Below are 19,920 nucleotides of genomic sequence, written 5' to 3' on the forward strand. Positions count from 1 at the left end.
CAGGAACCGTTGCAGCTTGATTCTCTGACGATTCTCAGTTGTTTCCGATTATACTGGTGCCATGAAGCATTCAGAGATTGGGTTGCACATACGAAGCTATGATGAGGAAGGGAAAAGCCACTCCCACGACCATCATCAACTGGTTCTACCCTTGGCCGGAGCCTTGTCGTTATCCGTAGACGCTACTGAAGGGGAGGTTGGTCAGCATCGGGCTGCAATCATCCCGTCGGGAAGCGGGCACGGGTATGCTGCAACCGAAGACAACCGGTTTCTGGTCGCAGACGTCCCTGAAGGGTTGGCTCCCGCTCTGGACAAGCTACCCTGTTTCGTTGACCTCGACCCCGCGCTGCTCCATTACGTCCAATTCCTCCACGCGCAGCTTCAAAATGGCACAGGGTCTGATTTTACCCAGCATCAAATGCTACTTTTGCTGATTCAGTTACTTCAGGAGCGCCATGGCAGCCGGTTGAAGCTGGACCGCAGAGTTCAAATCGCGAAACAGTATCTCGATGACCGCTTCAGCCAACCGCTGTCTTTGACGGACGCTGCTGCGGTGGCGCACCTGAGCGTTCGTCAGTTGAACGATCTGTTCCGGCGTCAGGTAGGCATGACCCCGCATCAATACCTCACAGAATTGCGAATGAAAGAGGCATGGCGGCTTTTAGAGCAGTCGGGACTGACTGTTCAGCGTGTTGCCGATGCCGTCGGTTACTCGTCGCTATCCGCCTTCAGCGACCGGTTCAGAGGCCATTTCGGCAAGTCACCCAGCCACTTCCGCCGTATTTCGAAATAGTTCCGCCAGGATTCGAAAGCTCCTTCTCGCTACCCCGGATACCCTCCCCGGAATCATTCATTAATTTTTCGAGGAGGGTTGCATGGCATCGGTTAACGCCGCTACCTGGATCGGGTCCATTTCTGTTTTGTTATGGGGCACTCTGGCGCTACTGACCAAGCTTTCCGGTGGCGAGATTCCGGAGTTCCAACTCATGGCTATGACCTTCGGCATTGCTTTCCTGTTGATGTGTGGCCGTTGGGTGCTGGCCGGGCATGTCGGCGTGCAGTACTTAAGGCAATCACCGCTGGCGTGGTGCATCGGCATCGTCGGCTTGTTCGGGTATCACTTTGCCTATTTCAAGGCTATGACATTGGCACCGGCCGTTGAAGTCAGCCTTCTGGCCTACCTTTGGCCACTGCTCATCGTCCTGTTGTCGGCATTTCTGCCGGGGGAAAGGTTACGAACCCAGTATATTGTTGGGGCCCTGGTCGCACTGGCCGGTTGCTGGCTGCTGATCAGCCGAAATGCAGACGGGTTTGCTTGGGAGAACCTACCGGGTTACTTAGTGGCTCTGTCTTGCGCGCTGATCTGGTCCTCTTACTCCGTGCTTAGCAGACTGGTTCGCTCGGTGCCGACCGATGCCGTGGGCTGGTTCTGCGGTGTTACGGCCATTCTTGCATTGATTTGCCACCTTTTGTGGGAGGAAACGGTATGGCCGGAGGACGTTATTCAATGGGTTGGCGTGGTCGGGCTTGGGCTTGGACCGGTCGGCATCGCATTCTTCACCTGGGACTATGGCGTAAAACACGGGAACATCCAATTACTGGGAACTCTGGCATACAGTGCGCCGCTGATTTCAGTGATCCTGTTGATCTTTGCTGGATATGGCGAGGCAACATTTGCCGTGTTGAGTGCCAGCCTTCTGATCGTCATTGGCTCTTTGATCGCTGGGCGAGCGAAAAGCCGGGCGGTCGCGGAGCCAGAAATGTTAACAGACTAACTACGTCAAAGGAGCAGTGAGATGATTACTTGGGACGATTTCGAGAAGGTTGAACTGCGGATCGGGACTATCATTGAAGTGACCGATTTTCCCGAGGCGCGCAAGCCTGCATATAAATTACGAGTCGATTTCGGGGTGGAGGTCGGTGTTCGTAAGTCGAGTGCGCAGGTTATGGACCTCTATAGCAAGGAGGAACTCATCGGCAAACAGGTTCTTGCAGTCACCAATTTCCCGCCTAAACAGATCGGCCCTTTTCTGTCGGAGTGCCTGATAACTGGCGTACAGACAGCGAATGGCGCAGTTACTCTGGTAAGGCCCGATGCGAAGGTGGATAACGGAGAACGCTTGTTCTGAGTTTCGGCGGCATTCACATCGCGGGCCAATCGGTATTCGAGTCCAAGTGAGGGTGATAAACGGGACAAAGCCTTTTGTGTTGGCAATGGTGAACGGAAAGCTCACCATTGCAATGCTCCATACACCTTCCTCCGGTTCGCTGCTTCAAAATAGCCGCAACGCTCCTCGTAATCGCCCAATGCAAATGTTCGCTTTGCGACCAGGTTGGCCAGCAGAGAACAATCTCCTGAACCATACTTAAAGGCCCTTACCCTCCAAAGAGGGCCACGTCATGACATTTCCTACCAGCAAAGCTCCCTGGAACAAAGGGAAGCTCGTCGGCCAGAAGCTACCGCTCAAACTCGAACAAATATGGGCTATCCGTATTCGGTTAGAGATAGCGAAGAACATCCGCGAGCTGGCGATGTTCAACATGGCAATTGACTGCAAACTCCGATCCTGCGATCTGGTAAAGCTTTTGGTTCGAGATATTTCCAGAAACGGTGAGGTTCTGGACCGGGCGCAAGTCATCCAGCAGAAGACCAGTCAGCCTGTTCAGTTTGAGATAACCAAAAAGACGCGCGAGTCGGTCGAAGCATGGATCGAGTTGCGCGGACTCTCGGGTATGGATTATTTGTGGCCGAGCCGGATGCGAAAGTTCGACCATATCACTACTCACCAATACGCCCGTCTTGTCAAAAAGTGGATTACCAGCATTGGACTTGACCCTTCAGTCTACGCAACCCATTCAAGAGTTATGGTGATTTCTGGTGTATGGAAGCAGGCTGAAGGGGTGGCGTATCCTGTTGGTTGATCACCGCCAAGATCACAACCAACAGAGGAATGATACGCCATGCCCAAGTCTAACCTGCATGCTCTTTCACAACCAGAGGTAGCCAGCAACGATCCGTTGCACGAGTTGATCCGGCAGGGTGCCCGGGACCTGATTGCACAGGCTGTCGAGACAGAGCTGGAGAGTCTGTTGAGGCAATATGAGGACATTAAGGCACCTGATGGTCGCAAGGCAGTGGTGCGTAATGGGCACCTTCCCAAGCGCACCGTCCAGACAGGCGTCGGTGACGTGGAAGTGCAGGTTCCCAAGGTCCGGGATCGCAGTGGCTCTGGCATTCGCTTCAACAGCCACCTGCTGCCACCGTACCTGAAGCGCGCCCGGAGCCTGGAGGAACTGATTCCCTGGCTCTACCTGCGAGGTGTTTCCTCTGGTGATTTCCAGGAGGCCCTGAGTGCGCTGGTTGGTGAACAAGCCAATGGCCTGTCGGCCAACACAGTGTCTCGGCTCAAGGCGAAGTGGCTTGATGAGCACAAGGACTGGCAGCGACGAGACCTGAGCCAGAAGCGTTACGTCTACTGGTGGGCGGACGGCGTGTACAGCAACGTCCGCCTGGATGACCGGCTCTGCCTGCTGGTGATCATCGGCGTGACCGAGCACGGCCACAAGGAGCTGGTTGCGGTCGAGGATGGCCACCGGGAGTCCGAAGCCAGCTGGCGAGAGCTGCTCACGGACATACGGGAAAGAGGCCTGGAGCCTTCGCCCAAGCTAGCTGTTGGCGACGGCGCACTGGGCTTCTGGAAGGCCCTGAGCAAGGTGTTTCCGGACACCCGGCACCAGCGGTGCTGGGTCCACAAGACGGCTAACGTGCTGGACAAACTGCCCAAGTCCGTGCAGCCAAAGGTGAAATCGGCACTGCACGAGATCTATCTGGCCGAGACGCGAGACAGCGCTCACAAGGCGTTCGATAGCACCTTGAGGCGGTTCCGGGACAAGTACCCAAAGGCCATGGAAAACCTGGAGAAGGATCGTGACGAGCTGCTGGCCTTCTACGATTTTCCGGCGATTCACTGGATTCACTTACGGACGACCAATCCGATTGAATCCACTTTCGCCACAGTGCGACTGAGAACCAAGCGAAGCCGCTCTTGCGGCAACCGCGACACCACGTTATCGATGGTGTTCAAACTGCTACAGTCCGCCCAAAAGCGCTGGAAGCGGATCAAGGGGTTCGACCAACTGAAGCTGGTCGTGGACAACGTGCAGTTTCAGGATGGAATACAGGTGGAAGATCAATCTGACAGGAACGCTGCCTGATGGTCATACACCAGATTTGACAATAACTCCCCATTCAATGAGACGCAGCAAAGCGACATTGATCTACAAGAAGACCAAGAATCTTCGAGCCGTCCAGTTGCTGTTGGGACACACGAATATGTCGAGCACCGTGCGGTACCTTGGTGTTGAGGTCGAGGATGCTCTGGAGATAGCTGAGAGTATTGAGATCTAGGTGCGTAACTTGTGTCCTTGGTCCCTTTGGATGCCGCAGACGCTGCCAGCCCCGGTCGATGCTCACCCTCGGGTTTCGATCAGGCTCCTCCCGTCGCTAAACAAAAGCGAACATTCACGCAGCTACTGCATCAGCTGAATCTTAGTCTCTATTCCGGGTTGGGATTGGTCGCTTTCAATCAGGCAAATAATCAAGAAGGGACTCGTGATTCTGCGACTCTTGATTGGACTTTCAAAACCGAACTGATCTTGTGCCACTATGGTGGCCGGCCACTCACCGGACTGCAGTGCAAAAATAGGGCGTTATTTTGTGTATCTAAACGCCTCTACGAACTTAGAGAATGCGGGTGAAGCCTGCCGACGATTAGCATAGTACAGGTGAAATCCGGGGAAATACGGGCACCAGTCCTCCAGAACTTTTTTCAATCGGCCATCGGTAAAATAGGGCTCGGCCAATTCTTCCGGGACGTAAGCCAAACCTATCCCATCTACGGCTGCGTTGAGTACATGCACGATACTGTTGAATACCAACTGGCCCCTCCCTTTTACAGTAAACTCCTTGCCATCTTTTTCGAATTCCCAAGCGTAAATGCCCCCGTCAGGCCTGTGGCGGATGTCGATACAAGGGTGATTCGTCAGTTCATAGGGCGTTTTCGGTTCGGAATGTCGTTCAAAGTAATCCGGTGAGCCCACCACGACCAATCGCATGTCTGGACCAATCGGTATGGCTATCATGTCCTGGCTGATGGCTTCACCCAATCGAATGCCTGCGTCAAATCGATCTTTCACGACATTGGTAAACCCATAGTCGACATATAACTCAACCGTGACGTCGGGAAAGTCTCTCAGAAACTTCGCCAATCTTGGTCGAAGACACAGTTCGATTTGATCGTCCGTACAGGAGATGCGGATGGTGCCAGCGGGTTTGTCACGCAGTTCTCCGAGTGCCTCTACCTCTTCTGTAATCCGCTCGAAGAGTGGGGTCAGCGAACGAATCAATCTCTCTCCTGCTTCTGTTGGACTGACGTTCCGTGTCGTACGGGCCAGCAGCCGCAGTCCCAACTGTTCCTCCAACGCCTTCATTTTGTGACTCAGGGCCGAGGGGGTAATACCGATTTTGGCAGCCGCCTTGGTAAAGCTTTGGTCTCGTGCCACGGCGATAAAGGCTTGCAGGTCGTCGATTTTCATATTGCTCATTGCTGAATCTGGCTCACAAGTGCATGTACATTGTGCCCACTAATCAAGTTTTGGCGGCCGTGTCAACATAGAATCATTCCTCAGCCATCGGCGTTGGCCTGACTATTCCTATACAAAGGAGTGATTACAATGAGCGTACCATCCCAATTAAGCGTTGAAGCTGGGCAACAGCAATCCAAGTCCAGTACGACGCGTCGAAATTTTCTCAAGGGCTCTGGCGCTTGCATGGCAGCAATCACAGCCATGTCAGTGTCATCAGGCCCAGCGTTTGCGGCTGGGTCGGACAATGGGAGCCTGACACTCTCCAATAAGTGGGACAAGACTTTCCCTAAGAGTGATCGGGTCGACCATAGGAAGGTCAGCTTCAGAAATCGCTATGGAATTACCCTGGCGGCTGACCTATACGTCCCTAAGAATATCAACGGGAAACAAGCTGCGCTCGCCGTCAGTGGTCCATTTGGGGCTGTTAAGGAACAATCATCCGGCCTTTATGCGCAAACGATGGCTGAGCGTGGTTTCGTCACATTAGCGTTCGATCCTTCCTACACCGGCGAAAGCGGCGGTGAGCCCCGCAATGTTGCTTCTCCGGACATCAACACCGAAGACTTCAGCGCCGCCGTGGACTTTCTCGGTCTACAGTCGAACGTTGACCGTAACCGCATTGGTGTCATCGGAATTTGCGGATTCAGTGGAATGGCGCTCACGGCTGCGACCAGTGACTCGCGCATTAAGGCCGTGGCCACAACGTCCATGTATGACATGTCCCGTAGTATGAGTCGTGGTTACAAAGACGGTTACACCATGGAGCAGCGCCAGAAAGTGATTGATTACCTTAGCGAGCAACGCTGGGAAGATGCCGAAAGCGGCGACTATGCTGTGGGTTATCACGAGGTGCCCTTCGACGAGAACGGTAATATCGTAACCGGACAACGCGTTCTGCCTGAGACGCTTCCCGAGGATCCGAATCCGGTACTGGCCGCCTTCTTTGATTACTATCGTACGCCAAGAGGCTTCCATCCCAGGGGGATTAATTCGACTACAGCATGGACAGCGACGACCCCAATGTCGTTCTTCAGCTTCCCGATGTACGCCAACATCGAGATGATTGCGCCGCGTCCGATACTTCTGGTGGCCGGTGAAGATGCTCACTCCCTCTATTACTCCGAAGATGTCTACAAGCAGGCTCCGGACCCCAAGGAATTGGTCATCGTGCCGAATGCGGATCACGTTGATCTGTATGACCAGATGGACAAGATACCGTTCGACAAGCTGACGTCTTTCTTTGATAAGAACCTCGCTTAAGCAGGCTTACTTACGAAGTTAGCACTCATTTCCCTCCAGGGAACCATCGCCGGACCTATCCGCTAGATAGGCCCGGCCAGCTTTCTCTTGTGCTTTGCAATCAGCAATAGCGCTTGAATCACATTTTTTGGTATCCACGAACGATCCATGAATTCTACCGTTAATGACGAGCCCGTTGACTTGGTGTACGAGACGCAAGAAGCGATGACGCAACCCGCTTACTGGAGCGGTGTCTTTGCCATGACCTTGTGTGTTTTCTCGCTGATCGCTTCGGAATTTATGCCTGTCAGTTTGCTGACTCCCATAGCCGGAACCTTGCAGATTACTGAGGGTATGGCCGGGCAGGGAATCGCCGTATCAGGGGCCTTTGCCGTTTTTACCAGTCTGTTCATTTCTGTGCTGGCCGGGCGTCTGAATCGCAAGTCGTTGTTACTCGGCCTGACGGCACTGATGGGCCTCTCAGGCGCCATCATTGCCATGGCACCGAACTACTTTACCTACATGGTCGGACGCGCTCTCATCGGGGTGGTCGTGGGTGGTTTCTGGTCCATGTCCGCTGCGATTGCCATGCGATTGGTGCCCAAGTATCAAGTCCCCCGGGCTCTGGCGATCTTTAATGGCGGTAATGCGCTGGCACTGGTGGTAGCCGCGCCCTTGGGCGCTTATCTGGGAACCGTTGTGGGCTGGCGCGGGGCTTTTTTCTGTCTCGTTCCGGTGGCATTGATTACATTCGTCTGGCAATGGGTCAGCCTTCCCTCCTTGCCGGTTGAAACCCGGCCTTCAAGCATTGGCGGTGTCTTCAATGTGTTCAGGCAATTGCGCAGACGAATAGTGCTAGTCGGCATGCTCGCCATCGGCTTTTTTTATGGGGCAGTTCACCCTGTATACCTACGTACGGCCGTTCCTTGAGGTGGTCACGCAAGTGGATGGCGTTACGCTCTCGTACATTCTTTTGGTCCTGGGACTGGCAGGTCTTGTGGGCACTATGTTGGTGAACATCGTGCTTGAGAATGGGTTCTACCCGACGCTAATTGGCATCCCCATTCTAATGGCGGCCACCGCTGTATCCCTAATTTATCTGGGCAACTGGACCGCCGCGGTTACTGCGTTGCTGGGTTTATGGGGGCTGATTGCGACTGCCGCACCTGTCGGGTGGTGGGCGTGGGTCCCCAAAACATTTCCTGAGGACGCGGAAGCTGGTGGCGGCTTGATGGTAGCCGTCATTCAGTTATCTATTGCAATGGGCTCCACGGTTGGCGGTTTGCTGTTTGATGCCAGTGGTTATCAGAGCACTTTCATGACCAGTGCGGTGCTGCTGTTGATTGCAGCCTGCTTGACCGGGGCGACTTCTCGTCTTCAGGGCTCGCAACGCGTGGAAGCGGTGCAAGCTACAAATTGAATGATCAGCAACTACTTGGGAAAACGTTATGACAATCAAAGCTTTTGGTGCTAATTCAGCAGAACAGCCGCTGGCCTCCATGAACATTACACGTCGCACACCGGGTGCCCATGATGTTCAGATCGACATTGCGTTCTGTGGTATCTGCCATTCAGATATTCACCAGGTTCGCTCAGAGTGGGCTGGCACGTTATATCCCTGCGTACCCGGTCATGAAATTGTAGGCCGCGTTTCCGCAGTCGGCGAGCATGTCGCTGACTTCAAGAAAGGAGACCTCGTTGGAATCGGTTGTATCGTAGATAGCTGTAAGCATTGCGAAGAATGCGGCGAAGGGCTGGAAAATTACTGTGACAACATGATCGGTACCTACAATTTCCCGACGCCAGACGCTCCTGGACATACGCTAGGCGGTTATTCCCAAAAAATCGTCGTACATGAGCGCTATGTGTTGCGTATCCGCCACGCGGAGGAGCAGCTTGCCGCTGTCGCTCCACTTCTATGCGCTGGTATTACGACATGGTCCCCTTTGCGCCACTGGCAAGCCGGTCCGGGCAAGAAAGTCGGTATCGTGGGCATTGGCGGGCTTGGCCATATGGGTATCAAACTGGCTCACGCCATGGGTGCCCATGTTGTGGCTTTTACAACGTCTGAGGCCAAGCGCGAGATGGCCAAAGCGCTGGGTGCGGATGAGGTCGTCGTATCGAAGCAGCCCGATGAGATGGCTGGCCACATCAAAAGCTTTGACTTGATTGTCAACACGGTCGCTGCCCCACATGAACTGGACGCATTTCTCACACTCCTAAAGCGAGACGGCACCATGACACTCGTCGGTGCACCCGCCTCTCCACACCCTGCACCGGAAGTGTTCAATTTGATTTTCAAGCGTCGCTCACTGGCAGGGTCCATGATCGGCGGTATTCCTGAGACTCAGGAAATGCTGGATTTCTGTGCCAGGCACAACATTGTCGCTGACATTGAAATGATACGGGCTGACGAGATCAATGAAGCCTATGAGCGAATGCTGAAGGGTGACGTAAAGTATCGTTTCGTCATGGACACCTCCACATTGTAGATAAAACTGGTCAGGTGACCGTAGCAACAAGGAAAGCTTTTAAAATCATGACTGTGCTTAAACTATCTTCGATTGTTGTAGGTGTATTGGTCCTCAGTGGCGTGGGTTACCTGCAACACCCGGTTTTTGGTCAAATACCAGAAGGTGAGAGGCTTCGACAGATCCAAGATTCGCCGAACTACACCGATGGTGAATTCAAAAACCTCATAGAGACACCCATGCTGACCACCGATCAGTCCCAACTCTCTATGATGTTGGAGAATCTGATAGGCGGGAATGACAACACTCGGCCCCCGGTGGCGCTGCCATCGGTCAAAACCGATTTACACGCTTTGAATCCTGCCAGGGACGTTGTCATATGGTTGGGGCACTCATCTTATTACGTTCAGCTTAACGGGCAGCGCATCCTGATAGACCCAGTCTTCAGCACCAACGCATCGCCTGTGCCGATGACTGTGACTGCCTTTGACGGCACGGATGTCTATACCGCAGACGATATGCCCCCGATCGACCTGTTACTGATAACACACGACCATTACGATCACCTCGACTACCCGAGCGTTATGGCATTGCGGTCCAAAGTTGACCAGGTGATTGCGGGACTCGGGATTGGGGCTCATCTCACAGGTTGGGGCTATGAGAGAGAACAGATCGTCCAGGCGGACTGGAACGACAGCTTTGAAGTGGCGCCCGGGTTACAGATCATAGTCACGCCCGCGCGTCATTACTCTGGACGGCTTTTCAGCAAGAATCAGGCATTATGGGTGGGGTTTGCACTGATCGCACCACAACATCGGTTGTTCTTTAGTGGCGATTCTGGATTCGGCCCACACTTCACGGACATCGGCGAGCAGTACGGCCCGTTTGACTGGGTGACGTTGGACGCTGGCCAATACGATCCTCGTTGGGCCAATATCCACATGAACCCCGAACAAGCGGCTCAGGCAGCCAATGACCTTGGGGCACTCGCCCTCACGCCAGCGCATGTTGGACGATTCACAATATCGCAGCACGACTGGGATGACCCATTCAAGCGCCTGGAAACAGCCAGCCAGGATTATGACTACTCGCTCTGGACACCGATGATTGGTCAACCAGTCTACTTCGATAGTCAAACTCAGGAGTTTACTGCATGGTGGGAGAGGGAAAGTGCGCCCGGGCCAGCTGAAAGTGTAACTCACCACGAAAGTCCCACTCACCAACAAGAACCCAACGCCGGTTAACATTTGCGGTGCAATTGAAACAGGGGGGGGTTTACAAGGGATGGGTTCTACACCGTTACTGCGGACATATCTAAAACTAGGCACTCCATAGTCAAAGCAGAACCTTGCGACTCAGATCCGAATGTTCGCTTTGCGACCACACTGAACTTCACGCCTCAGATGACCTACCTGCTCATCACGAGCAATGTCGTGATGTAAGAAGCGCGATTTTTGGATCAGTTTTTGACGAAGCGAGCCGTCGCGGGAGTTTTTACACAGCTTGGGCTCGTAAGCGGCCCTCAGGCAAACTCCGCATCTGCTTTCCGCGCTCTGCCTTTCGCATGGTATGGACAAGACGGGCCTAAATCGTGCTTAAAAGTGCTATGTCTATGGACAGTCGAAGGCAACTCGAAAAATGCAGTGTAATTACGCATGGAGCTATGTCCATAGATGGTCTCCTTTCCTTTAAATCGACGAGGCCTTCCTGGATCTCACCGGAATCGACCGGGTACTTCCCTTTGAAGAGTTTGGGCGGCAGGTAAAAGACACCGTGTACCAGAACGTCGGGCTGCCCGTCTGTGTCGGGATTGCGCCGACCCGAACCTTGACCAAAACTGGCGAACTACGCCGCCAAAAAGTACCGCGCGACCGGAGGGGTTGTGGACCTGACCGATGCAATCACGCAAAGGCGCCTCATGGAAAGAGTCCCAGTCGGTGAGGTGTGGGGTGTCGGGCGCCGGATAACGGCTCGCCTGGAAAGCATGAGTATCACCACAGCGTTGCAACTGGCCGAGGCAGACCCTGCCACATTGCAAAACCAGTTTTCTGTGGTACTGGAGCGCACGGCACGCGAGTTGAACAGCATTCCCTGTTTACCCTGGGAAGATGCACCTCAACCAAAAAAACAGATCATGTGCTCCCGGTCCTTCGGTCAGCCACTGTCACAACTGAAGGACCTGGAAGAAGCTGTCGCTTAATTTGCCACCCGGGTATGCGAAAAGCTCAGGGGCGGCGACCAGTTCGCTGGCGAGATCATGGTGTTTATTCGGACCAATCCATTCAGGCCTGAGGTACCTCAGTACTCCAGGAGTGTCACGACCAGGCTCATCACCCCGAGCCAGGATGCATGGGTCATAGTGAATGAGGCGTTGAAGCTATTGAGATCCGTCTACCGCCAAGGACACCAGTTACGCCAAAGCGGGCGTTCTTGTGAGCGAACTGGTAACTACGTCGGTACGACAAGCGGATTTGTTTGAAGCAGAACCGGCTGTGACTGGGGGTGGTACCCGGTCCGAGCGGCTTATGGCGTTAATGGATAGAATCAACCGACAATCCCGGGGTGCCCTGCCCACCGCAAGGCAGGCAGGTAACAACGCCTATGCAATGCGACGTTCACACCTGTCCCCGGCGTACACGACCGACTGGCACCAGTTGCCACCGGTGAGTTGATCGGTTCCAGGCGGGCCAAAGAATGTGCGGGGCCACTCAGCTACGGGCGACGGCAGCTCGTTGTTTCAGCCTTTTCTCGTTTTCTGCGTGTGAGGTATGTTGTCTCGACTACATTCACTAAACTGGGCTGGTGGATTCAGGGGAGGCTGTCCATGTGTGGTCGCTACAATGTAACGGATTCGCCTGAGGTACAGGAGCTGATGGGGCAACTGGGCCTACCAGGTTTTGCTCCACGCCCTCAGTTAAATGTACCACCTGGCGGTATCGGCGAATTCGTGATGGAGGCCGGTAGTGACCGTTATCTGGAGCCCGGTATCTGGTCATTGCTAATCGAGCCCCGTCCGGAGGGACATGGTTACCGGCCAAACCCGAAATTCCACACCTTTAACGCACGCAGTGACCGGCTCACTTCCAGCCCGCTCTGGAAGAAGGTCTATCCCTCCCACCGCTGCGTTGTCCCTGTCAGCGCATTCCACGAGTGGCAGGGGAAGCAGGTCTATAATATACACCCAGAGGGGGAAGCCACGGCTCTGGCCGGGTTATGGCAATCCTGGCACTTTGGGGAGGAACAGGTAAGCTCCTTCACTGTGATAACGCTGCCGCCTCACCCACGGTTCAGTCACATTCATCCCAAGAGCATTCCATTGATGCTGAGGCCGAAGGACTTTGATCTGTGGCTGGATCCGGATTTTCATCACACGGACGCCTTTGCGCATTTGATGAAAACGCATATACCGGCGCCACTGGTGTGTGAGCCGGTCAGGAGTACCAAGGACCTGGCGCCTGTTGCGGAAGCTGAAGTTCTCGCGGCACATTAGGTATTGATAAAGACTCTGAAAATGGAACCTTTCCATAATGGTGGATGAAAAACCACCTCTTACTGACAAACTTGCCAACGCCGGCCTGCGCACGCTGCTGGGTGGTCGGTACCAATACTTGCAGTCTTAGCGGCCCGCACGGGTTATCGATAACGAATTTCGACTGTATTTATACCTTGATTAATGAAAAGAGTTCCTGCCGTAGACACGCCAGAGCATGTGAGCGCGCATCTGGGTTAGCTTCGCCCGCGCCCTCATAGCGGGCCCGTTTTTTGGGGGGCGACCCAACCGCCCTTTTAGTGACGGCCGCCCTGGACGGACCCGTTAAGTAAAGCACCATCTCATGAATGATGTTGGCGATATCCTCTTTCTCGATCCCGACGTTCTGAAAGGTTCGCAGATCTTCAGCTGAGAGCGTGATGTAGTCCTGTTTGTTATCCATATTTACATTTTCCTAGCCGGAGCTACCAGTGTAAACATCCCTGTTTCAGTTGTGCTGCTGATTAGAGTTTTCCGCCTTTTGGTGTATCGCCAAATATTCCCATATCGTCAGATCTTCCAGTGAGTCGTGGGGACGCTCGTCGTTGTATTCGGCCATCCACGATTCGGTCAGTTGCCGAACCTCGGTGAGATTCCAGAAGACATACATATTCAGGATCTCGTCCCGGTAAGTCCGGTTGAAGCGTTCCACGTAGGAGTTCTGAGTCGGTTTGCCTGGCTTGATAAACTCCAGCGAGATGCCGTGCTGTTCCGCCCAATCTGCCAAGGCGATGGAGATGAACTCCGGGCCGTTATCCATTCGCAACCTGGCCGGGTAGCCTCGCCAGGCGATGATGCGCTCCAGGACCCGAATGACCCTTGGGGCCGGTAGATTCACGTCGATCTAGATCGCCAGCACCTCCCGGTTAAAATCATCGACCACGTTAAACGTCCGGAACCGCCGGCCACAGAACAAGCTGTCGCTCATGAAGTCCATGGACCAGCAGTGGTTGGCCGTGCTTGGTACCGCCAATGGCTCGGGATTTCTGGTTGGAAGCCGCTTCTTGCCTCGTCGACGTTTGTTCAGATTGAGTGCACAGTACAGCCGATGGACTCGCTTGTGATTCCAGCCATGCCCCCATCGCCGCAGCACCTTGAACAGCTTGCTGAAGCCGTAAGCGGGATAGCGTTCAGTGACGCTCTGAAGCGCCGCAATCACCGGTGCATCGCGAGCCGTATCCGGTCGATACCGGTACACAGAGTCACTGATGCCAGCGATTCGGCAGGCTCGACGTAGGCTGACGCCATGAGCCTGCTTGAGGTAATCCACCAGTTCTCGTCGAACGGCTGGCTTTACAGCTAATGGAATGGTCCGCTCCCACCTTCCATAATTTTGGGAGGCACGCCAACGAAGGAGAGCAGCCATGTCAAACAACAAAAGCGTTGTCACTTTCGGAATCGATCTGGCCAAATCACTGTTCCACGTCTGTGGTCTTGATGCTGACGGAAAACGAGTCGTCAGCAAAAAGCTCCGACGAACACAAATTGTGACGTTCTTTGCCAATCAGCCGCCCTGTGTCGTGGCGATGGAGGCTTGTGCAGGCGCTCACTGGCTGGGGCGTAAACTAACTGGCTTGGGCTTCCAGGTTCGAATTCTACCAGCGCAGTATGTGAAGCCCTTCGTCCAGAATCAGAAAAACGACGCCAATGATGCGCTGGCGATTGCTGAGGCCAGTCAGCGCCCGTCGGTGAGACCGGTACCGATCAAGACCCAATCTCAGCTGCACCTTCAGGCTCTTCACCGAGTGCGCGACCGTTTGGTGAATCAGCGAACTCGTTTGATCAATCAAATGCGTGGTTTCTTATTAGAGGAAGGCATTATTCTGCGCACCGGTGTTGGCAACTTCAAAAGCCAACTTCCAGCCGTGTTAAGCGATTCGTCTGCGGAAATTTCGCCGGCAATGGCTGCTTTGATAAACGAACTCTGGGACGAACTTCTTGGCCTTGAGACACGCCTCAAATCAATCAACTCCCAGATTGAAGCCTGGGCCTCTCAGGATCAGTCAGCCCGTAGACTCCAATCCGTACCTGGCATTGGGGCGCTGTCTGCGACGGCTATCATCGCTGCAATTGGTAACGCGGCTCAATTCTATAAAGCCCGTGATTTCTCGGCTTGGCTGGGTTTAGTTCCAAAGCAGCATTCGACGGGAGGTAAAACCACCCTCGGTGGCATCAGTAAATCTGGCAACCCATATATAAGACGCTTGCTGATACATGGTGCTCGTAGTTGCACTCTGCATCTGAACAGAGAAAAGGACCGTCTTGGGGCGTGGATCACCAACCTTGAAAGACGAATGCCGTTCAACAAGGTTGTTGTCGCTTTGGCCAATAAATTGGCTCGAATCGCGTGGGTTATTCTCACTCGACCCGCGGCGACTTACGAACAGGTTCAACCAGCCAGCCCAGCAGGCTGTTAAACAAATCACACCCATTCAGAGTTTTGCGATGGTATGAACAAGATGAGCAAACAGTCGGTCGGCATAGCGTAAATCCGGGACAAAAAAGCGGGCTCTGAGCCCTTCGAAGCTATTTGGAAACGCTATGTGCGGATATTCATCATGGCCTTGGCGTCAAAAGCGCCTGACTCATGAGAGGCCGGATACATTTTTGCGAACTGTCACTGATCATCGGTCTGCCTTGCAAAAGGGGAGCGGACCATACATTTTTTTCGATCACATCCTTCAGCAGCTTATGGTCGAGACTGAGCTCGGCGTACATCTGCTTCAGGCGGCGGTTTTCCTCTTCCAGCTCTTTGAGGCGCTTCACGTCCGAGGCCTCCATACCACCGTACTTGAATTTCCAGTTGTAGTAGGTCGCATCGGAGATGCCGTATTCCCGGCACACCTCCTTGACTAGGCGACCGCCCTCGACCTCCTTCAGGATCTTGACGATTTGTGACTCGCTGTACCGTGATTTCTTCATGTCGTTCTCCGTTTGCCTCATTGTAGGAATGGCAAGCCCCCGATAGTCTAGACACCTGACAGCTGCTTAAAATACCGCTTTTCGAAGTCTACGGGAGACAGCCCGCCGTTGTTGCCGTGCCGGCGAACCGGGTTATAGAACATCTCGATGTAATCGAAGATATCCTGGCGGGCTGTTTCCCGATCTTTGTAGATTTTACGTTTCACCCGTTCGCTCTTGAGCAACGAGAAGAAGCTCTCGGCAACGGCGTTATCGTGACAGTTACCGCGCCGACTCATGCTGGGCTTGAGCTGATGGTCATCCAGGAAGTCTCGCCACTCCCGACTCGTATACTGGGAGCCTTGGTCGGAGTGGATCAGAACCTCCTGTTTGGGCCGGCGCTTCCAGGAAGCCATCAATAGTGCGTCCATAACCAGGTCCGTCGACATTCTCGATTTCATAGACCAGCCAACGATTTGTCGGGAGAAAAGGTCCAGCACTGCCGCGAGATACAGGAAGCCCTCATGAGTACGGATGTAGGTTATGTCGGTTACCCACCGCTCGTTCGGCTTCTGAGCTTCGAATTCACGATTCAGATGATTCGGTGCAACGTGAGCTGGCTTGCCACCGTAATAGCCCTTGTGGCGCTTGTAACCGCGCTGAGCGCGGATGCCTTCGTTTCTCATGAGCCGGTACACCCGGTTCTTGCTGCACCGCTCGCCGAGGTCTTTCAGGTCCAGGGTGATATTCCGATACCCGTACACGCCACCACTTTCGAGCCAGGCCTGTTTGATCAACCCAACCAGCCGGCGATTGGCCTTGGCACGTGGGCTTTCAGGGCTATGTAGCCAAGCGTAGAAACCACTGAAGTGGACCTTCAGCACGCGGCACATGACACGGACCTGGAACTCCTTCTGGTGAGCCCTGATGAAGCGATACTTTACTCGGACTCCTTGGCAAAGAACGCTGCGGCCTTTTTTAATATGTCGCGTTCCTCCGTCACCCGGCGCAGTTCGGCCCGCAGCTGACGAAGCTCATCCTGCTGCTCCGTGATGTGCTGGTGCTGGCTTCCAGGATCGCCATACAGCTTGATCCACTTGTACAGACTGCCGGAGGTGATCCCGAGTCTCCGGCACACGTCGGATACCTTGTAGCCGCGCTCCGTGACCTGCTTCACCGCCTCGATTTTGAATTCTTCGGAGTATCGCTTTGCGCTCATCATCAACACCTGTAGATTTGCGTTTAGTGTAACGCTATCAGGCGTCTACTGTATCGGGGGCTTGCCATTCAGCTTTCAGTGTTAAAAGGGAATACCAGCAACCACCATTAATACAATTCTTCAAGATTTTCTGGAACTTTCTTTTAAGCGATTACTTAAAACCGGTACTTTTCGGCGCTGGAAATCGTTGTGCAAGGACGTTTTAGAGGGCATATTCATGCATGCAACGTTTGTTGTTAAGATCGTGGGTGAGTTAAGTGAGATCTGATAGATGAGCCGTTTGTTTTCAAATAACGATTAAGGATTTTTGGCTAAGCCTTGAATTCATGGAGTTTTTGTGGAAAATCGATAGCGAGCATTGAAGCAAGAACCAATCAGGCTTATCAAAAACCTGACATACATAAAAATGGTAGAGTCCCTCAATAGATTAGGTAATGATAAATGCTCAGAGAATGGAAGCTTTTAATGATTTGAGATGAACAACTGCACTTACTGAACAATATAGTAATCAGTTATAAGTTATTGGTTTCAGTGGGAGCTCGCTAGACTGCTTTCAGATACCGTGGAACGGATCGACCTATTGTTGGTCTTTTATGAAAACTTAGTACGGTTGACTCTATACGGCCATGAGTCCTTAGCAACCGAGTGGTTTCGGACGCCAATTGCCCTATGTGGTATCCCCGGTGGATCAATTCGCTCGCACCTGCTGACGGATCCTGTGCCGGGATCCTGACCAAGGCGGCCTGGTGCGTCAAATCAGCGTTGGTTTAAAGGTATAGTTTTACCGAAATGTCGACGATGGTTGAGAAAGTTACTGATTGTCACCGGCTACGCTTTAGTTGGCTTAAATCTAACGTTAAATATTCTATAAAGTCTACGTCAATGTCTTATCAAATAGCGACAAAACCTCACTCCAATACTGATTACTTAAGCGCAAATCTGCTGCGTTCCTACCTTCAAATCCTTGCGCCGCTCCGACCCAAGAGCCGGAAAGATCGATACCAGGATCATTCGGTATGGACGGGATATTATCCGGCAGCAACGCCCCGGCCCCGTTTGTTTCTTTTAGATCAAGCTTTGAAAATTTTGGTGAGAATGACACAACCCTCTGCCCGGGTAGGTCATCACCAACTCTGTATGCAAACTCTGTTAAATTGGGTTCCGCAAGAACGTAAAGCCAGCCCCCTAAATCAGCGGGCTCTCCTGCTTGGCATCTAAGAACTCTACCAAGCACCTGCCGGAAATGGAGCTCTGTTCGTATTCTGCTAAGGTGGCAGCATACTTGCAATCTCGGAATATCTGTTCCTTCACTGATCATTCCTACGGAGATAATCCAGCTATCAGACGAATGCTTGAAGTCTGAAATAACCTCATTGGCGTCGGGCGTGTTGTAAGTGACTAGAACTGGCTTTTCTCCAAGAGCTGAAAGTCGACGAGCAACCTGTTCTGCGTGGGCCACAGTAGCTGCGACAACAAGACCGGCGGCTGAAGGGCGCTGCTTCCTGATGTCCGACAGTTTTATTGACGCTTCCGAAATTAAATGGTCGATCACTTCATCCCTGAACAGAAATTCGGGATACGAAACATGTCCCTGCTTAATGGTTTCCTGGATACTGGTGAAGTTTTTAAAGCCAAGCTCTGATGATCTCAGACTGATTTCTCGATTGTCAGTCAGCACAATTCTTGGTTCACGGCAAACACCCTCAGAAACTGCGCGCTGTAATCCGTATTCGTAATCACAATGGAGCTTTCCGTCGGGCTGCATGTAGCGAGAGAGAACGATTGGATGATCATCTGTTCTCCATGGGGTGCCTGACAACGCTATTGTGAAGGTGGCTTTACCTTGAATTCTATCAAGAATCGTTCGGCCCCAACTGTTGCCAATTATAAGATCGTCCCATCGGTGACCAGCACAATGGTGGATCTCATCCAATATCACCAGCACGTTGTGCTCGCTCAACACCCGCCACAACTCTTTAGGCAGGGTTCTCATTGACTGGTATGTGTAGGAGCCGCCAGCAGCTCCAATCTGGCCGTTGAAGGTTCGCCCCAAGAACTGGCCAAAGGTTGATTCAACGCTCTGCGAGACTGCCCTTGACGGAGAAAAGCATAAGACGAAGTCTATTTTCTTTCTTTCCAAAAGGGTTTTGGCCACGGAGGCCACCATAATGGTCTTGCCTGCTCCTGGTGTTGCGTGACACAGAAAATGTGTTCTGTATTCAAATACTTGTAGAGCTTCGTCAACGCACTCCGTCTGCCAGGGACGCAACTGAGTCATGCGGGAGATCCAATCTTGGCGATTACCAACTCTACGGCTCGAAGTTGACCTAAAAGTTTGGTACTTCTCTCGCGAGATTCCAGGTACTGCGTCTTTACGGCGCTACGCAGTGCTGGGTACTTATTGTAAAGTCGCTGGTATTCCTCTGCTTCACCAATGCTCGCAATTAGTTCAATTTTCCTGTTAGCAAGCTCGTCTTGCAGCGAGCGGCGGGTTTCCCTATCCATCGTCGACTCGCCTTGCTTATCTTCCGTGACATAGGGAGATGGTCTCGCTACCAAGGTAGCGCCATCGTGTTCTAGTCGGTAGATGAACTTGCAACCCCGCCCTGTAGACCCTTCGTAGCGCTCAATGAGATTGGCTGCTTCAAGCCGTAGAAGCTCCCTATAGATATGCTTGCGTAGTTGATTGGCGGACGGCCGTTGTTCGTGAGGTATACGACTAAGATAGAGATCCCGGATCTCGGTGTTCGAGAAAGGAGTGCCAGACTGAGTTCGTAAAAGTTCAATCAAGATTTCATCGGCATGCAGTTGCTGTTTTTCGCTCATATGGAGGTCCGATGGCCATTAGGTCGATCTGATCGATCCTGGAAAATGGGTAGTATATGCCGTGGCTCCGTATGCCTCAAGAAACCATA

General features: G+C 53.0%; 19 protein-coding genes and 4 pseudogenes. 16 read left to right on the forward strand and 7 right to left on the reverse strand.

Going from position 1 to position 19,920, the window contains the following annotated elements:
- Window positions 1-61 precede the first annotated feature (61 nt).
- The 6 genes and pseudogenes from LJ360_RS19295 to LJ360_RS19320 all read left to right on the forward strand — a co-directional run.
- Complete coding sequence (locus tag LJ360_RS19295) at window positions 62-793, forward strand: AraC family transcriptional regulator (protein ID WP_264994801.1); 732 nt, start codon at window positions 62-64, stop codon at window positions 791-793.
- A gap of 82 nt (window positions 794-875) precedes the next feature.
- The gene (locus tag LJ360_RS19300) at window positions 876-1,775 is read left to right on the forward strand and encodes a DMT family transporter (RefSeq protein WP_264994802.1); all 900 of its coding nucleotides are present in this window, start codon (window positions 876-878) and stop codon (window positions 1,773-1,775) included.
- Window positions 1,776-1,796: 21 nt separating this feature from the next.
- On the forward strand, window positions 1,797-2,129 hold the full coding sequence (locus LJ360_RS19305; protein WP_264994803.1) for a tRNA-binding protein: 333 nt from the start codon (window positions 1,797-1,799) through the stop codon (window positions 2,127-2,129).
- A 271-nt stretch (window positions 2,130-2,400) separates the two neighbouring features.
- Window positions 2,401-2,922: an integrase gene (locus LJ360_RS19310; protein WP_264994804.1), complete on the forward strand. Its 522-nt coding sequence runs from the start codon at window positions 2,401-2,403 to the stop codon at window positions 2,920-2,922.
- A 39-nt stretch (window positions 2,923-2,961) separates the two neighbouring features.
- Window positions 2,962-4,215, forward strand: a complete 1,254-nt coding sequence (locus LJ360_RS19315) for an IS256 family transposase (protein WP_264994805.1) — start codon at window positions 2,962-2,964, stop codon at window positions 4,213-4,215.
- Window positions 4,216-4,246: 31 nt separating this feature from the next.
- A pseudogene (locus tag LJ360_RS19320) lies at window positions 4,247-4,408 on the forward strand (tyrosine-type recombinase/integrase); the annotation flags it as partial.
- Between the two features lie 302 nt (window positions 4,409-4,710).
- Here the strand turns inward: LJ360_RS19320 and LJ360_RS19325 are convergent.
- Window positions 4,711-5,604 carry a LysR family transcriptional regulator gene (locus LJ360_RS19325; RefSeq protein WP_264994806.1) on the reverse strand — a complete coding sequence of 298 codons (894 nt, stop codon included), beginning with the start codon at window positions 5,602-5,604 and terminating at the stop codon, window positions 4,711-4,713.
- 129 nt (window positions 5,605-5,733) lie between these two features.
- Between LJ360_RS19325 and LJ360_RS19330 the strand changes: the two genes are divergently transcribed.
- From LJ360_RS19330 to LJ360_RS19370, 9 genes and pseudogenes are all read left to right on the forward strand, one after another.
- Window positions 5,734-6,906, forward strand: a complete 1,173-nt coding sequence (locus tag LJ360_RS19330) for an alpha/beta hydrolase (RefSeq protein WP_413774382.1) — start codon at window positions 5,734-5,736, stop codon at window positions 6,904-6,906.
- A gap of 204 nt (window positions 6,907-7,110) precedes the next feature.
- Window positions 7,111-8,305 (forward strand): annotated as a pseudogene (locus LJ360_RS19335) (MFS transporter).
- Between the two features lie 28 nt (window positions 8,306-8,333).
- Window positions 8,334-9,377, forward strand: coding sequence for an NAD(P)-dependent alcohol dehydrogenase (locus tag LJ360_RS19340; RefSeq protein WP_264994807.1), 1,044 nt, complete (start codon window positions 8,334-8,336; stop codon window positions 9,375-9,377).
- Between the two features lie 47 nt (window positions 9,378-9,424).
- The gene (locus LJ360_RS19345; protein WP_264994808.1) at window positions 9,425-10,600 is read left to right on the forward strand and encodes an MBL fold metallo-hydrolase; all 1,176 of its coding nucleotides are present in this window, start codon (window positions 9,425-9,427) and stop codon (window positions 10,598-10,600) included.
- A gap of 478 nt (window positions 10,601-11,078) precedes the next feature.
- Entirely contained in the window at window positions 11,079-11,297 is a 219-nt protein-coding gene (locus tag LJ360_RS19350) for a hypothetical protein (RefSeq protein WP_264996071.1), read from the forward strand.
- Window positions 11,275-11,556: a hypothetical protein gene (locus LJ360_RS19355; protein WP_264994809.1), complete on the forward strand. Its 282-nt coding sequence runs from the start codon at window positions 11,275-11,277 to the stop codon at window positions 11,554-11,556. The genes LJ360_RS19350 and LJ360_RS19355 overlap by 23 nt, the downstream gene beginning before the upstream one ends.
- A gap of 57 nt (window positions 11,557-11,613) precedes the next feature.
- Window positions 11,614-11,835 carry a hypothetical protein gene (locus LJ360_RS19360; protein ID WP_264994810.1) on the forward strand — a complete coding sequence of 74 codons (222 nt, stop codon included), beginning with the start codon at window positions 11,614-11,616 and terminating at the stop codon, window positions 11,833-11,835.
- 55 nt (window positions 11,836-11,890) lie between these two features.
- Window positions 11,891-12,028, forward strand: coding sequence for a DUF4113 domain-containing protein (locus LJ360_RS19365; RefSeq protein WP_264994811.1), 138 nt, complete (start codon window positions 11,891-11,893; stop codon window positions 12,026-12,028).
- A gap of 152 nt (window positions 12,029-12,180) precedes the next feature.
- Window positions 12,181-12,846, forward strand: a complete 666-nt coding sequence (locus LJ360_RS19370) for an SOS response-associated peptidase (RefSeq protein ID WP_264994812.1) — start codon at window positions 12,181-12,183, stop codon at window positions 12,844-12,846.
- Window positions 12,847-13,015: 169 nt separating this feature from the next.
- On the opposite strand, the gene LJ360_RS19375 is transcribed toward LJ360_RS19370, so the two are convergent.
- Both LJ360_RS19375 and LJ360_RS19380 read right to left on the reverse strand, forming a co-directional pair.
- Window positions 13,016-13,288, reverse strand: a complete 273-nt coding sequence (locus LJ360_RS19375) for a hypothetical protein (RefSeq protein WP_264994813.1) — start codon at window positions 13,286-13,288, stop codon at window positions 13,016-13,018.
- Between the two features lie 45 nt (window positions 13,289-13,333).
- Window positions 13,334-14,185, reverse strand: a pseudogene (locus tag LJ360_RS19380) (IS3 family transposase); the annotation flags it as partial.
- A 64-nt stretch (window positions 14,186-14,249) separates the two neighbouring features.
- On the opposite strand from LJ360_RS19380, the gene LJ360_RS19385 reads away from it, so the two are divergent.
- Window positions 14,250-15,302, forward strand: coding sequence for an IS110 family transposase (locus LJ360_RS19385; protein WP_264994814.1), 1,053 nt, complete (start codon window positions 14,250-14,252; stop codon window positions 15,300-15,302).
- Window positions 15,303-15,549: 247 nt separating this feature from the next.
- Here the strand turns inward: LJ360_RS19385 and LJ360_RS19390 are convergent.
- The 4 genes and pseudogenes from LJ360_RS19390 to LJ360_RS19405 form a co-directional block, all read right to left on the reverse strand.
- Window positions 15,550-15,807, reverse strand: a pseudogene (locus LJ360_RS19390) (transposase); the annotation flags it as partial.
- 47 nt (window positions 15,808-15,854) lie between these two features.
- A protein-coding gene (locus tag LJ360_RS19395) for an IS3 family transposase (protein ID WP_413774383.1) occupies window positions 15,855-17,005 on the reverse strand; the annotation gives its coding sequence in 2 pieces (ribosomal slippage) (window positions 15,855-16,768 and window positions 16,768-17,005; 1,152 coding nt in all).
- Window positions 17,006-17,879: 874 nt separating this feature from the next.
- Window positions 17,880-19,283 carry a DEAD/DEAH box helicase gene (locus LJ360_RS19400; protein ID WP_264994816.1) on the reverse strand — a complete coding sequence of 468 codons (1,404 nt, stop codon included), beginning with the start codon at window positions 19,281-19,283 and terminating at the stop codon, window positions 17,880-17,882.
- The gene (locus LJ360_RS19405; protein ID WP_264994817.1) at window positions 19,280-19,831 is read right to left on the reverse strand and encodes a hypothetical protein; all 552 of its coding nucleotides are present in this window, start codon (window positions 19,829-19,831) and stop codon (window positions 19,280-19,282) included. Before LJ360_RS19405 ends, LJ360_RS19400 begins: the two co-directional genes overlap by 4 nt.
- Between the last annotated feature and the right edge of the window lie 89 nt (window positions 19,832-19,920).

It is taken from the genome of Marinobacter sp. AN1 (assembly GCF_026013985.1).
Lineage (GTDB): Bacteria > Pseudomonadota > Gammaproteobacteria > Pseudomonadales > Oleiphilaceae > Marinobacter > Marinobacter segnicrescens.